Annotated in this window: 10 protein-coding genes; 8 read left to right on the forward strand and 2 right to left on the reverse strand. The window is 54.0% G+C overall.

From position 1 onward, the window contains the following. The first annotated feature begins 11 nt into the window (after positions 1-11). The 7 genes from BR86_RS0103895 (at position 12) to nagA (ending at position 8903) form a co-directional block, all read left to right on the forward strand. Positions 12-1280, forward strand: a complete 1269-nt coding sequence (locus tag BR86_RS0103895) for a hypothetical protein (protein ID WP_031471688.1) — start codon at positions 12-14, stop codon at positions 1278-1280. A gap of 189 nt (positions 1281-1469) precedes the next feature. Next, positions 1470-3644, forward strand: coding sequence for a hydantoinase/oxoprolinase family protein (locus BR86_RS0103900; RefSeq protein ID WP_242841555.1), 2175 nt, complete (start codon positions 1470-1472; stop codon positions 3642-3644). A 2-nt stretch (positions 3645-3646) separates the two neighbouring features. Next, the gene (locus BR86_RS0103905; RefSeq protein ID WP_031471690.1) at positions 3647-4384 is read left to right on the forward strand and encodes a hypothetical protein; all 738 of its coding nucleotides are present in this window, start codon (positions 3647-3649) and stop codon (positions 4382-4384) included. A gap of 18 nt (positions 4385-4402) precedes the next feature. Next, complete coding sequence (locus tag BR86_RS0103910; protein WP_031471691.1) at positions 4403-5737, forward strand: FAD-dependent oxidoreductase; 1335 nt, start codon at positions 4403-4405, stop codon at positions 5735-5737. Between the two features lie 80 nt (positions 5738-5817). Further along, entirely contained in the window at positions 5818-6852 is a 1035-nt protein-coding gene (locus tag BR86_RS0103915) for an ROK family protein (protein ID WP_031471692.1), read from the forward strand. A 171-nt stretch (positions 6853-7023) separates the two neighbouring features. Continuing rightward, positions 7024-7782, forward strand: a complete 759-nt coding sequence (gene nagB / locus BR86_RS0103920; protein WP_143099312.1) for a glucosamine-6-phosphate deaminase — start codon at positions 7024-7026, stop codon at positions 7780-7782. Continuing rightward, on the forward strand, positions 7776-8903 hold the full coding sequence (gene nagA, locus BR86_RS0103925; protein WP_031471694.1) for an N-acetylglucosamine-6-phosphate deacetylase: 1128 nt from the start codon (positions 7776-7778) through the stop codon (positions 8901-8903). The genes nagB and nagA overlap by 7 nt, the downstream gene beginning before the upstream one ends. Positions 8904-9042: 139 nt before the next feature. Here the strand turns inward: nagA and aroA are convergent, their stop codons facing one another. Continuing rightward, positions 9043-10332: a 3-phosphoshikimate 1-carboxyvinyltransferase gene (gene aroA, locus BR86_RS0103930; protein WP_031471695.1), complete on the reverse strand. Its 1290-nt coding sequence runs from the start codon at positions 10330-10332 to the stop codon at positions 9043-9045. 19 nt (positions 10333-10351) lie between these two features. Beyond that, a complete protein-coding gene (locus BR86_RS0103935) occupies positions 10352-11449 on the reverse strand; it encodes a prephenate dehydrogenase/arogenate dehydrogenase family protein (protein ID WP_031471696.1) in 1098 nt (365 codons plus the stop codon). Between the two features lie 334 nt (positions 11450-11783). Between BR86_RS0103935 and BR86_RS0103940 the strand changes: the two genes are divergently transcribed. Next, complete coding sequence (locus BR86_RS0103940) at positions 11784-13880, forward strand: elongation factor G (RefSeq protein ID WP_031471697.1); 2097 nt, start codon at positions 11784-11786, stop codon at positions 13878-13880. Positions 13881-14198: the final 318 nt, after the last annotated feature.

The raw sequence follows: 14198 nt of genomic DNA on the forward strand, positions 1-14198 counted from the left end.
GAGGTAATCAAATGCAGACGTTACAGGTTATTCTGATTTTGGCAATATTTGTTGCCGGCGTTGTCCTGATGATGACAAAGAAGCTTCCGGCAATTCTGGCACTGCCGGTGATGGGAATTCTCATTGCGGCAGCAGCAGGCGTACCTTTTGTCTCTTCCGATAAGGAGACACAGACCATCACGAATTTTGTTATCACACAGGGCGCGGCAAAACTCGGCGGCACGATCGTCGTCACCATTTTCGGTGCCATTTTCGCCAGAGTGATTCAGAAAGAGGGTATCTCGGATGCCATCATCCGCAAGGCAGCGGAGCTGGCCGGAGATAAGGCAATTGCCATCGCGCTCGCACTGACCGCGGCAACCGCCATCATCTTCACATCCATGAGCGGAGCCGGTCCGGTGATCATGGTTTCCCAGATCGCCATTCCGCTGATGCTGTCCGCGGGTATTGCCCCGGTAGCGGCGGCAAGCCTTGTGCTTTTCGGCTTGAACATCGGCCTTCTCTTTAACGTTTCACAGTATCAGCTCTATGTGGACACCATCGGCATGGAGATGAGCGTGATCAAGAGCACTTCTCTCGTGATGGGCGTTGTCTGCATTCTGGTGACGGTTGCGTACATTTTTGTGAACGTTAAGAAGACAGAGGGCGCACACTGGGCAATGCAGGCTCCTAGCGCGAAGGTATCCCCGATCGCCATGGTGATGCCGCTTCTTCCGGTGCTTCTGGTATTCCTGTTTAAGATGGATGCCAATGTTGCACTGCTGATTTCGATTCTTGTCACATCTCTCATCACAAAGCCGTCCGAGACCGTTCAGGTTATCTCCGGATCCGTTGTGGAGGGAATCAAGGATGTTGCCGGTGTTATCGCGCTGATGATGGGAATCGGCATTCTCTTAAACGGTGTGGCGGCAAAGGCTACTTCTGCTCTCATGCAGCCGGTGATCGGAGCCATCCTTCCGTCGGACAAGATCGTCTATGTCATCCTCTTCACGGTTCTTTCCCCGCTCGCTCTGTACAGAGGCCCGCTTAACATGTACGGCCTCGGAAGCGGTCTTGCCAACATTTTCCTTCAGGCCGGTTCTCTTTCCGCATCGGCTGTCGGAATGGCACTGCGCAGCACCAGCGTGGTTCAGTGTGTATCCGATCCGACCAACACACAGAACGTTATCGTGGCGGATTATGCGAAGGTTGATGTCAATGACATCCTGAAGTCCACTCTGCCGTATACCATGGTGATGGCGCTTGCGATCCTGGTTTACACCGCAGTGGTACATTTCTGATAAGAAAAATGCAGCAGAACGGGAACAAAGTCCGCAGGCGGACTTCGGCTCCCGCCTCCCCTCATTCCCGAGGGGAGCCTGCAAACTTTGCGCTCCGGCGGACGGCATCCGTCTGCCGGAGTCCCTTATACCGGGAGATTTAGGGCGGGAGATCCCCGCAGATTCGATTGTAAAGAAAGGTTATTTCTCATGAACGATCCAATGAAGAAAGAAATCCAGAACAGAAAGGTAAGAATCGGAATCGACGTCGGCGGCACATTTACCGATGCCGTGGTTGTCGATAATTCGACCTATGAAATTATCGCAAAGGAAAAGGTTCCGACCACGCATCATGCGGAACATGGTGTTGCGGAAGGTATTGTTCAGGCCATCGATCAGGTGCTGACGAAAAACAATATTTCTCCGGATGATGTTATCTTCATTGCGCACGGAACGACACAGGCGACCAACGCGCTTCTTGAGGGCGACGTTGCGCGGGTCGGCATTATCGGAATGGGAACCGGCCTCGAAGCCGAGCGCTCCAAAGGGGAGACGCGGGTCGGCAATATCGAACTTGCGCCGGGCAAATATCTCTGCACGGAGCATTGTTTTCTGGATTCGAGAGAGCTTACGGATGAGCGCATCCGCGAAGCGGTGAATGAACTGAAAGAGAAGGGATGTGAAGTGATCGTCGCATCCGAGAGCTATTCGGTCGACAATCCGGAAAATGAAATGCGTGTGATCCGGATTGCCGGAGAGTGCGGAATGCTTGCAACCGGCGGATATGAAATCTCGCAGCTTTACGGCCTGAAGGCGAGAACCAGAACTGCGGTAGTCAATGCGGCGCTGATTCCGAAGATGATGGAGACGGCGGACATGACCGAAGAGGCGGTCAAGAACTCCGGCATCCGCAAACCTCTGATGATTATGCGCTGCGACGGCGGCGTTATGAGCATTGATGAGGTGCGGAAACGTCCGATCCTGACCATGCTGTCGGGACTTGCGGCCGGTGTCGCAGGCGCTCTCATGTACGAGAAGATCACGGACGGTGTCTTCCTTGAGGCAGGTGGAACGTCCACGGATATCTCCGCAATCCGCGACGGAAAAGTCATGATCAAGAATGCCACCGTCGGCGGTCATAAACTCTATCTGACATCCCTCGATGTCCGCACCGTCGGCATCGCGGGAGGAAGCATGATTGTTGTGGAAAACGGCGCTCTGACCGATGTCGGCCCGCGCTCAGCCCACATTGCCGATCTGGAGTATGAAGTGTTTGCCGATCCGGAGGATATGAAAGATCCGAAGATTGTTCTCATCGCGCCGAGACCGGATGATGAGGCGAAATACGCTGCGGTTGAGTGCTCGAACGGAAAGCGGTATTCGCTGACCCTTGCGGGCGCGGCGAACATTCTCGGACTGGTTCCGGAACAGGATTACGCGAAGGGAAATGCCGTGGCAGCCGAGAAGGCATGGCAGGCACTGGCGGATTTCACCGGAATGTCGGTGACCGATCTCTGTACGAAGGCGCTGGACATCGGCGTTTCCAAGGTGAATGAGATCGTTCAGGCGCTGGTAAAGGACTATGATCTGAATCCGAATCTGATCTATCTGGTCGGCGGCGGCGGTTCCGCATCGGTCATCACGCCGTATCTGAGCCGGAAGTCGGGCATCCGGTTCCGCATTGCGGAGAATGCGCCGTATATCTCCACCATCGGTGTATCGCTTGCGATGGTGCGCGAGCAGATCGAGCGAAATGTGGCAAATCCGACGGAGGACGATATCCGGAAGATCCGTCATGATGTTCTGGAAGTTATCACCAGAGCGGGAGCCGATCCGGCAACTGTGGAGATTTCCATCGATGTGGACAGCCAGAAGAATATTCTGAGAGCGACGGCGACCGGAGCAACGGAACTCCGCACCAAAGACCGCGGAACGAAGACAATCACCGAGGAGGAGCGCATAAAGATCCTTGCGGACGGTCTTCAGACGGACGCCGCGAATATCGAGAAACTCGGGGAAGAAGGAAGATGGCACGCCTATGAGGCCTGTCTGGAGAAAAAGAGCTTTTTCGGGCTTTTCCGCAGCAAAAAGAAAGTGGTTCGTGTGATGGATGAGGAAGGCGTTATCCGTCTGCAGAAGGACCGTGCGGCTGCAATGATCTTTGATAAGAAGGGCCTCAAGCAGGGATTCTCGGAATTTCTGGACAGCATGACGCAGTACAGCGATGCCGGCGCGGTTCTTCCGAAGACCTATCTTTTCTTTGGACAGAAGATGAGTGACCTCAGCGGTGTTCAGACCAAAGATCAGCTGATGAACCTTGCGGATATGGATCTGGAATTTGTCTCTGACAGTCAGAAAATTATTGCTGTCTGCGCGAAGGATTGAGCATGAGTTTGAGTGATGCAATTGCACTGGCGAAGAGCCTCTGCCATGAAGAGTGTATGGAGCTATTGCTGATGCAGGACCCGGCAGCTGCCGGAATACCGGATGATTCCTTCCGGTATTACACAGAGAGCAGCATACGCATGGGAAAAGAGGCCGCGAATACATTATTGACCGGAAGCGGTGTTCGGCCGGGCCATATCGGACTGGAGAACTGGGCCGGGCTGTGTGCGGAGACTGACGGGATCCGCATTCAGTGTGTAAAGGCGAATTCCGATCGTGGATTCGGGCTAAAGATTGCCGCCAGCACCGTGTTTGAACAGGGAAACTGTACGGTGATGCTGAACGAGGACCTCATATCGGAGAAATATGAGTGTACCAAGGAAATCCCAGAAATCGGTGAAAGCGGTGTGGACCAGATGATGAGCCTTCATCTGGCCCATGAGTATTTTCACTGTCTGGAATACCTGAAGAACGGGAGAGTGTACCGGCTTCTCAGGCCTGCCCGAAAAAAAGGTTTTCTCGGAATACGGGAATGCCGGATCCGGACGGCATCGGAGATCGCGGCGCATACTTTTGCAAATGAAGTGATGAAGCCGGCGGTGCCGCCGCCGGTCATTGATTATCTGACCATGCTGCGGCAGGGAGAACTGTCGCCGGAGGTTTTTGAGAAAAATGTCATGAGAATGCGCCGGAAGCGGGAAGCTGCAAACCGGCCGGGCGCAGTGGAATTTGCCATGTAAAGAGAGGTGGACCGGAAGATGAAGATGTTCAGATATGGCAGCCGGGAGATCCCGGTGATCGGAACGTTTGACACGGTGATTGTGGGCGGCGGTACCGCCGGTGCATCCTGCGGGATCAGCGCGGCGAGAGAGGGAAACCGCGTGCTCATTGTGGAAAAAAGCATTTCACTGGGAGGAGCGGCGGTCAACGCTCTGGTGACACCGGTGATGGAGTCCTTTGTTCCGCACGAACGGAATTTCGGAGAGATCGAAGAAGAACTGAAGAAAATCGGTGTGCAGACGAGAGACGGCATCATGGAATATGTCTATTCCACGCCGGAGACGCGCTGTGAGGCGCTGGAAAACCTTTTCTGCGGCTATGGCGGAAAGGTACTCTACGATACTGCGCTGGTGGATGTGATCAAAGAGGGAAAAAAGATCGTCATGGCGGTTCTTTCCAACACCGACGGTCTGTGTGCGGTATCTGCGGCACAGTTTGTCGATGCGACCGGAGATGCGCTTTTGTCGAGACTGGCCGGGGTTCCGACCGTATCCGGAGACGGGGACGGAAACAACCAGATGGCCAGTCTTCGCTTTGAAATGGGCGGAATTGATGTGGAAAAATATCGGGAATACTGTCTGTCTCTCGAGGACAGTTTCTCCCCACTCACCTCCGGATTCTTCTTTGAGTCCGCAATGGTTCGGAACAAAGGCTTTAAACTGGAGCCGATTTTCCGGAAGGGTATCGAAAAAGGGTACTTAAAGGAAGAGGATCTGGTCTACTATCAGTGCTTCTCACTTCCGGGTGAACCGGGCTGTATGTCCTTTAACTGTCCGCATCTTTCGTTCATGAAGAAGAATACCGATGCCCTTGCGCGCTCTCAGGCGATCGCGGAAGGACACAAAATGATCCGGAGACTGGTCACTTTTCTGCAGAATATGATGCCGGGATTTGAGAACAGTTTTCTGATCCGTGTCGCGAGCGAGATCGGAATCCGGGAGTCCTACCGCATTGTCGGAAAGTATGTGCTGAATGAGGACGACTACATCCGCCGTGCCCGTTTCGAGGATCCGGTGGCCAAAGGCGACTGGTATATCGACGTTCACTCGGCGACAAAGGGTCTGGTTCACATGGAAAAATACATGCGCGGAGAGTATTACGAGATCCCGTACCGTTGCCTGATCAACGACACCGTGGACAATATGCTCACGATCGGGCGCTGCATCTCGACAACATTCCTCGTCCAGGCCAGCATCCGCGTGCAGGCCTGTGTCACCGATCAGGGAGACTGTGCGGGGAAAGCGTGTGCGAGAGCGAGGAAAGCCGGAAAAGAACTGGCGGCGTTTGACGGAAAGGGACTCTGCGAAAACTGATGCACCGCAGGGACGGAGTCAATGGTGCAAACATGGAAGAAAGCTGTTCAAACAAGGGAACAGGCAGGAGAGGAATATATATGAACAAAGAGAGTTCTTCCCGGTATCTGGGCATCGATATCGGCGGAACGGCAGTAAAGTTCGGCATCATGGATGCGGAGGGAAGTATTCTGGACCGGGCGTCATTTCCGGTGGATTTTGACGGGTACCGGACGCCGATTCTGACAACTGTTCTTGCCCGGGCAGAGGAATTTGCCGGAGACCGGGTGAGGAACGGTGAGATCCGGGCGATCGGGGTTTCCGCGACCGGACAGATCGACAGCCATCGGGGGACGGTGATTGGAGCAGCCGGTCATCTGCCGAATTACATCGGCAGCGAGATCGGGCCGGAGCTAACAAAGTGCTTCGGTCTTCCGGTTTATACGGCCAATGATGCGAACTGCGCGCTTCTCGGTGAACTGTGGCTGGGGGCGGCACGTGGGCTTACCGATGTGGTGATGGTGACTCTCGGAACCGGCGTCGGCGGCGGGATTCTCGCGAATGGCCGGCTTCTGGCCGGAAACCGCGGACTTGGCGGAGAGATCGGGCATATCATCATCCGGGAAGAAGGGGAACTCTGCAGTTGCGGAAACCGTGGCTGTCTGGAACACTACGCATCCAGCACCGCTCTGGTTCGTCGGGTGAAAGAGGAGATGATCCGGGGAAATATTGACCGGAAGCTTTTCGGAATGAAATCTGCCGCGGAGGGAAAACTCACCGGAGAGGAGACGGGATTTCCGGACGGAAAAGCCATCTTCGATGTACTCCGGAACGGAGCGGAGGATGCATACTCCGGGGATCTCGCGGCGCTGAAGGCTGTGGTATCCCGGTGGGAAGATGACATCGCGGCAGGGCTTGTCAGCCTGGTTCACATTTTTGAGCCGCAGAAGATTCTCATCGGCGGGGGCGTGAGCGCCGCCGGCGACTGTCTGATGAATCCGCTCCGGGAAAAAGTGTTTTCCCGCGTGATGCCGCGGTTTGCCGATCAGCTTGAGATCGAACCGGCGGCTCTCCGCAATGATGCCGGTCTTGCCGGCGCGGTTTACTATGCGATATCGGAGGAACAGAAGATCTGAAGATAAGCTTTCTGATTTTGATTTACGTGAACAATGAGCCAAAGCCCACGCCTTAGTGAGGTCTTGGCGACTGCCGTTAAACGCCTGAAACTCGCGAAGCGTGTTTCAACTCGTTGGCGGTCCGGATACGCGCAGCTTCGTGTGGCGCATACCCGGGTCTGGAGGAAAAATATGATTAGAATTTATCGAGCTGCAAATTATCAGGAGTTGTCGAGAAAGGCGGCCAATATCATTTCCGCCCAGGTTATTATGAAGCCGAACTGCGTGCTCGGTCTGGCAACCGGATCGTCTCCGATCGGGACGTATCGTCAGCTGATCGAATGGTATGAGAAAGGCGATCTGGACTTCCGTGAGGTGAAAACCGTCAATCTGGATGAGTATGTCGGCCTGGACGGATCAAACTCCGAGTCCTACCGGTATTTTATGAATCACAATCTGTTTGATCATGTAAACATCGATCGGATGAACACGAATGTCCCGAACGGAAAAGCGGCGGACATGGAGGCGGAGTGCCGCCGGTACAATGAGCTGATCCGTTCTCTGGGCGGCATCGATCTGCAGCTGCTCGGCATCGGACGAAATGGACACATCGGCTTCAATGAGCCGGAAGAGGCGTTTGAGAAGGAAACCCACCTCGTCCATCTCACGGAGAGTACAATCGAGGCAAATTCCCGTCTGTTTGACAGTGTGGATGAGGTGCCGCGGATGGCTGTGACGATGGGAATCAAGTCGATCATGCAGGCAAAAAAGATTCTTCTGATTGCCAGCGGCGAGGACAAGGCGGATGCCGTTAAGAAGGCACTCTTTGGCCCGGTCACCCCGCGGGTTCCGGCTTCGATTCTTCAGATTCATCACGATCTGACGGTTGTCGCGGATGATGCGGCGCTGTCCGGCTGTGATCTCGGCTCAAAGGGGATGATCGTATGCTGATTCAGAATGCCTGTGTATATACGGAGGAGTTCCGGTTTGCCAAAAGGGACGTCCGCGTGATCAATGACCGGATTGACACGGTATCGGCCGCGCCTCTCAGGCCATATCCGGTCGAAGAGGTGATCGATGCTGCTGGCAAATGGCTCATTCCGGGACTCACGGACATTCATTTTCACGGCTGCGTTTCTCATGACACGAACGATGCAACGGAGGAGGCGCTGCGCGCCATGGCGAAATATCTCCGGAGCTGCGGTGTCACCACGATTTTGCCGACTACGATGACGCTTCCGAAGGCGGAGGTCGAGAGAATCGTTCGGACGGCGGAGGCGTATTCTCACACGCAGAAGCGCGATGAGGCGGTGATCGTAGGCGTGAATCTCGAAGGACCTTTTATCTCAAAGGACAGGGTTGGGGCCCAGAATCCGCTCTACGTTCAGGAACCGGATGCGGATTTTGTGAAGAAACTGCAGGAAGAGACCGGACATTTTGCAAAAATCATCACGGTCGCGCCGGAGGTGGACAAGGCGATGGATTTTATCGAAAAACTCCACGACGAGATCCGGATTTCGATCGGGCATACGATGACTGATTATGAGACGGCGAAAGAGGCATACAAAAAAGGCGCAAAGCATCTGACACATATGTTCAACGCGATGCCGGGGCTTCATCACCGGAACCCGGGACCGATGGCCGCGGCGCAGGAGGCGGAGGACGTTACCTGTGAAATCATCTGCGACGGCGTGCACATTCACCCGGCGATGATCCGTGCGGCATTTTCCTTGATGGGGCCGGAGAAAATGATCCTGATCTCGGACAGCTGCCGGGCAGCGGGAATGCCGGATGGTGAGTATGAACTCGGCGGACAGAAAATATTCAAGCATGATCATGCGGCATTTCTGGAGGACGGCACGCTGGCGGCGAGCGCGACCAATGTATACGACTGCATGGTCAATGCGATTGATTTCGGTATCCCGGCGGAGGACGCGATCCGTGCGGCGACCTATAATCCGGCGAGGGCGTCCGGGATCCTGGACCGGTACGGAAGTATCGAAGAGGGAAAGAAAGCAAGAATGGTGCTGATCGATCCGAAGAATCATTACCGGCTGGTACGGGTTTTCTGAGAAGAGAAGCATAATCGGGCGAAGCACTCTCCTATGACACAAAAAGAGGCAGAATCCGTGACCGGATAAACTCCGGCGGTTGGTTCTGCCTCTTTTGTCGTCATATATAACACTGCGTTCTCGTAATATACGGGCCCGCTTACTGTACCGTCAGACGCTTCAGATCCCGGTAGAATTCGGGATATGAGATGTCGACACATTCCGCGTCCAGAATTTCTGTCTCTCCGGATGCCGATAGGGCGGCGACCGCGCAGGACATGGCGATGCGGTGGTCTTTCCGCGTTTCGACGGCAGCGCCGTGCAGCATTTTCCCGCCGCGGATGATCATGCCGTCATCTGTCGGCGTGATATCCGCACCCATAGCGGTGAGGGCTGCTGTCATGGCCGCGATCCGGTCGGATTCCTTTACCCTGAGTTCAGCGGCATCCCGGATGACCGTAGTCCCCTCGGCAAAGGCCGCCGCAACCGCGATGACCGGCAGTTCGTCGATCATGGCCGGAATCTCGGCACCGCCCATCTCCGTTCCGGTAAGATGAGAGGAGCGGACAAGCAGATCGGCAACCGGTTCACCGGAGGATTCCCGCGGGTTAACGAGGCTGATATCGGCTCCCATGCGCCTGTAGACGCGAAGGATTCCGTCGCGGGTCGGATTGATGCCGACGTTTCGGATGAGAACTTCGGCGTTCGGCGTGATGAGTGCTGCCGTGATGAAATATGCAGCGGAGGAAATGTCTCCCGGGACAATGATTTTTTGTGCATGGAGCTCGTCTGAGGGCCGGATGGATACCGTTGTTCCCTCTGTCCGGAGATCCGCTCCGAATGAGGAGAGCATGCGCTCAGTGTGATCACGGGAGATCGTCGGTTCCGTGACGGAGGTTTCAACGTCGGCATAGAGGCCGGCGAGGAGAACGGAGGACTTGACCTGCGCGCTCGCCACCGGGCTGTCATAGTGAATTCCGTGAAGCCGGCAGCCCTCGACCGTGAGCGGAAGACAGCCGTTTCCCCGGTCGCTCGAAATGCGGGCCCCCATGGCGGAGAGCGGTGTCATAATGCGCGCCATCGGCCGTCTCTGTATCAGTTCGTCGCCGGTCAGGCGGGTTTTGAAATTCTGTGCGGACAGGATGCCGGAGATCAGACGCGCGGTGGTTCCGCTGTCGCCGACATCCAGGATGCCGTCCGGAGCGTGAAGCCCGCGGAGACCGAGACCGTGTACCAGAATATGTCCCGGGCGGAGGACATTTTCCTCCACACGGACGCCCATCCTGCGAAAGCAGGCGATGGTGGATAGACAGTCTGCGGCGTTCAGAAAGCCGTCGATCTCGGTGGTTCCCTTTGACAGAGAACCGAACATGATACTGCGGTGAGAGATGGATTTATCTCCCGGGACGGTGATTTCACCGCGGAGAGAAGATGCCGGGTTGAGACGCATGATGATTCCTTTCTGCATTCTATAGTGACAGTTTGTAGTTGAAACTCAGAAGAAGCTCGATCGCCGCATCCATACTGTCTTTGTCATAGAAACAGATCTGCATGGTGCCGTCTTCGTAATCACGGCTGTTGTTGATGCCGATGTTCCGGATATTAATGCCGGCAGTAGCAAGAATCGAGGAAATGACCGCGATTGCACCGAGTTCGTCGCGGACATCGACCGAGAATGAGTAATCCGGGTCGAGAGAACCCTTCTTGCTGTTGGTAAAGGAAGAGCGATACTCCCGGGATTCCGTGAACATTTTCTCGATATAGCCTTCGGTGTGTGATTTGAGTTTGTCGAGGGTGGTGTTCAGGGAAGCAATGTAGGCTTCCAGAACCCGGACGATATTGTCCGTGTTCGTCATCGCGATCTGTTCCCACACAATAGGGGAAGAGGATGCGATCCGGGTAATATCTTTAAAACCGCCGGCGGCAAGATTTTTCATGTTCTGCTCTTTATCGTCGCGTTCACGGACGAGATTGACGAGAGAAGCCGCGATGATGTGCGGAAGATGGCTGATGGTCGCGACGATCTCATCATGGTGCTGATAATCGAGAACGATCGGAATCGCTCCGATCATATTGGCGATGGACTCGATGCGGTCCACCAGCGCTTTCGGAGAGCTTGCCGTTGGCGTAATGACGTAGTACGCATTTTCCAGAAGGTGATCGTTCGAGTGCTCATAACCGGTCTTCTCGGAACCGGCCATCGGATGTCCGCCGACAAAGCAGGCTTCCATGCCGAGACGGCTGACCGTGTGATGAACCTCGGTTTTGGTGGAGCCGACGTCACTGATCACCGCTCCGTCCTTCAGAAGCGGACGGATGGTTTCAAGATAGGAGGCGATGTATTCCACCGGAGTGCAGAGATAGATGATATCGCATTCGGAAAGTGCGGGATCATCGGCACGGTCGAGAATCCGGTCAATGGTTCCGTCATGCAGAGCCGCTTCGAGTGAAGCGCGTGTACGCATATATGCCATAATGCGGACGCTCTTGTCCACACGTTTGATGCTGCGGGCGATCGACCCGCCGATGAGTCCGAGTCCGATAAAACCGATCGTTAACTGCTCCATAGGATAACCTCCTTGTTCTGAGATACTGCACTTTGCAGGCAGACGAATCAAACACCTGCATAAACAATATTGTAATTCATAACTTTAAAGCTGTAAATCTAAAATGATAAAAATCTTATATCTTTTTTTCGGGAGAAAATGTGTTGCGCGTTTTTGGACAAAATCAAACGATAATATCTGCAAGGAGAGAGGAAATAAGAGTAAAAGCATAACGGAAATTCGAAAAACCACATACAAATTAGTATAAAATGTACAAAATACTTGAATTGTCAATCAGTTTTCGGTACAATATTGACAGTTAATTAAATACTTTATATTTCAGGAGGATTTGCACATGAACGTTTATAGCACTAAGCAGCTCCGTAACGTTGTTCTTCTGGGACATGGAGGCGCCGGTAAGACCACAGTGGCCGAGGCATTGGCACTGGTTACCGGCGTCACCAAGAGATTAGGAAGTGTGCCGGATGGAACAACCATCAGCGATTACGATAAGGAAGAGATCAAGCGTCAGTTTTCTATCTCAGCCTCCGTGGTACCGGTAGAATACGAAGGTGAGAGCGGACCGATTAAGATCAACGTTCTGGATACTCCTGGATATTTTGATTTTGTAGGCGAAGTGGAAGAGGCGGCAAGCGTTGCAGACGCAGCCATCATTGTTGTCAACTGCAAGGCGGGGATTGAGCCGGGAACCATTAAGGCATGGAAGCTCTGTGAGGAGATGAAGCTTCCGCGTCTGATCTTTGTCACCAACATGGATGACGATCAGGCAAGCTTCCGTGAACTGCTCCTGAAACTGGAAACGCAGTTCGGAAGAAAGATTGCACCGTTCCAGGTGCCGATCCGTGAAAATGAGAAATTCGTCGGCTTTGTCAATGTCGTTAAGATGGAAGGCCGCCGTTTTACCAATATGTCCGAGTACGTACAGTGCGATATTCCGGAGTACGCGGAGAAGAATCTGACCATCGCAAGAGATGCCCTGATCGAGGCGGTTGCCGAGACCAACGAGGATTACATGGAGCGTTATTTCTCCGGCGACGAGTTTACCACCGAAGAGATTCAGGGCGCGCTTCGCGAGTTTGTATCCAAGGGCGAGATGGTTCCGGTTATCATGGGTTCCGGAATTCATGCACAGGGATTCAGCTATCTCCTTCAGGTTATCGACAAATATTTCCCGTCACCGGAGAATCTTCAGTGCACGGGGGTTGACGCCGGGACCGGCGAACATTTCTACACCGGTTACAATGAGGAATCCGCGAGAAGCGCAAAGATCTGGAAGACAGTGGTTGATCCGTTTATCGGCCGTTACAGTCTTCTGAAGGTGGTTACCGGAACGCTGACGCCGGATACGCAGATTTACAATGTTTCCCGCGACGCGGTGGAGAAGATCGCAAAACTGTACGTTCTCCGCGGAAAAGATGCCATCGAAGTAAAGGAGCTTCACGCGGGCGATATCGGTGCGCTGGCGAAACTGACCGTGACCGAGACCGGTGATACCATGGCTTCCACCAACGCGCGCGTTCTCTATGACGGACCGAAGCTGTCCAGACCGTACACCTACAAGGCGTACTCGGCAAAGACCAAGGGCGATGAAGACAAGATTTCCCAGGCGCTGTCGAGACTGACGGAAGAGGATCCTACCTTAAAGGTTGTGACGGATACCGAGAACCGTCAGACACTTCTCTACGGCATCGGCGATCAGCAGCTTGACATTGTTGTCAGCAAGCTGGCAGAGAGATATAAAGTAGCCATTGAGCTCCGTAAACCGAAATTTGCTTTCCGCGAGACGATCCGCCGCAAAGTGACCGAGGCGGGCCGCTATAAGAAACAGTCCGGCGGACATGGTCAGTTCGGCGATGTCAAGATGGAATTCGGACCGTCCGGCGATCTCGAGACACCGTATGTATTCGAGGAGCAGGTATTCGGAGGCGCGGTTCCGAAGAACTATTTCCCGGCAGTGGAAAAGGGCGTTGCAGACTGCTGCCTCAAGGGACCGCTTGCCGGATATCCGGTTGTCGGCCTGAAAGCGGTTCTTTTGGACGGATCCTATCATCCGGTGGATTCCTCGGAACTTGCATTCAAGATGGCGGCCAATATCGCCTTCAAGAAAGCGTTCATGGAAGCACAGCCGGTGCTTCTGGAACCGATCGTATCCCTGAAAGTCAATGCGCCGGATCAGGTTACCGGTGATATCATGGGAGATCTCAACCGCAGAAGAGGCCGTGTACTCGGAATGGATTCCGATCACAACGGAAGTACCGTCGTATCGGCAGATATTCCGGCATCGGAACTGTACGGATACGGAACCGAGCTCCGCTCTATGACCGGAGGACTCGGAACCTTCGAGTATGAATTCTCCAGATATGAGCAGTGCCCGGGCGATGTTCAGGCGAAGGAAGTCGAGGCGAGAGCCGCGGAACTGGCGGAAGACTGAGAACGGAGAAATGAAAGGAATGAGTGGAATATCGGACCGAAAGCAGAGCAAATCCGTGTGAAACGGAAGAGGGGCAATGCTTCGGAAGCGATAGAGTCCGGGATCGTTTGAGAGGAAACGAACCGGCAGAGGGGGAGAGTTGTATCGGGAAGGCGTGATTCCGGAGGTCGGGACCACGCCTTCTTCTTTTGTTCCACCATACAATGTTGGAATATAAGATATAATTGCAGAAATATAGATAAAACAGATTACTGTTCACAATCAGAAAGGCGGCAAACAGATTAATTTTGTGAAAGTTTTCTTTTGAAACCGGATCTC

Origin of the sequence: [Clostridium] aminophilum DSM 10710, assembly GCF_000711825.1 — a bacterium.
GTDB lineage: Bacteria > Bacillota > Clostridia > Lachnospirales > Lachnospiraceae > Clostridium_R > Clostridium_R aminophilum.

Bases quoted from the DNA above. Each gene is read 5' to 3' on its own strand.
- BR86_RS0103895 (WP_031471688.1), top strand. From the start codon at position 12: ATGCAGACGTTACAGGTTATTCTGATTTTGGCAATATTTGTTGCCGGC.
- BR86_RS0103900 (WP_242841555.1), top strand. From the start codon at position 1,470: ATGAACGATCCAATGAAGAAAGAAATCCAGAACAGAAAGGTAAGAATC.
- BR86_RS0103905 (WP_031471690.1), top strand. From the start codon at position 3,647: ATGAGTTTGAGTGATGCAATTGCACTGGCGAAGAGCCTCTGCCATGAA.
- BR86_RS0103910 (WP_031471691.1), top strand. From the start codon at position 4,403: ATGAAGATGTTCAGATATGGCAGCCGGGAGATCCCGGTGATCGGAACG.
- BR86_RS0103915 (WP_031471692.1), top strand. From the start codon at position 5,818: ATGAACAAAGAGAGTTCTTCCCGGTATCTGGGCATCGATATCGGCGGA.
- nagB (WP_143099312.1), top strand. From the start codon at position 7,024: ATGATTAGAATTTATCGAGCTGCAAATTATCAGGAGTTGTCGAGAAAG.
- nagA (WP_031471694.1), top strand. From the start codon at position 7,776: ATGCTGATTCAGAATGCCTGTGTATATACGGAGGAGTTCCGGTTTGCC.
- aroA (WP_031471695.1), bottom strand. From the start codon at position 10,332: ATGCGTCTCAACCCGGCATCTTCTCTCCGCGGTGAAATCACCGTCCCG.
- BR86_RS0103935 (WP_031471696.1), bottom strand. From the start codon at position 11,449: ATGGAGCAGTTAACGATCGGTTTTATCGGACTCGGACTCATCGGCGGG.
- BR86_RS0103940 (WP_031471697.1), top strand. From the start codon at position 11,784: ATGAACGTTTATAGCACTAAGCAGCTCCGTAACGTTGTTCTTCTGGGA.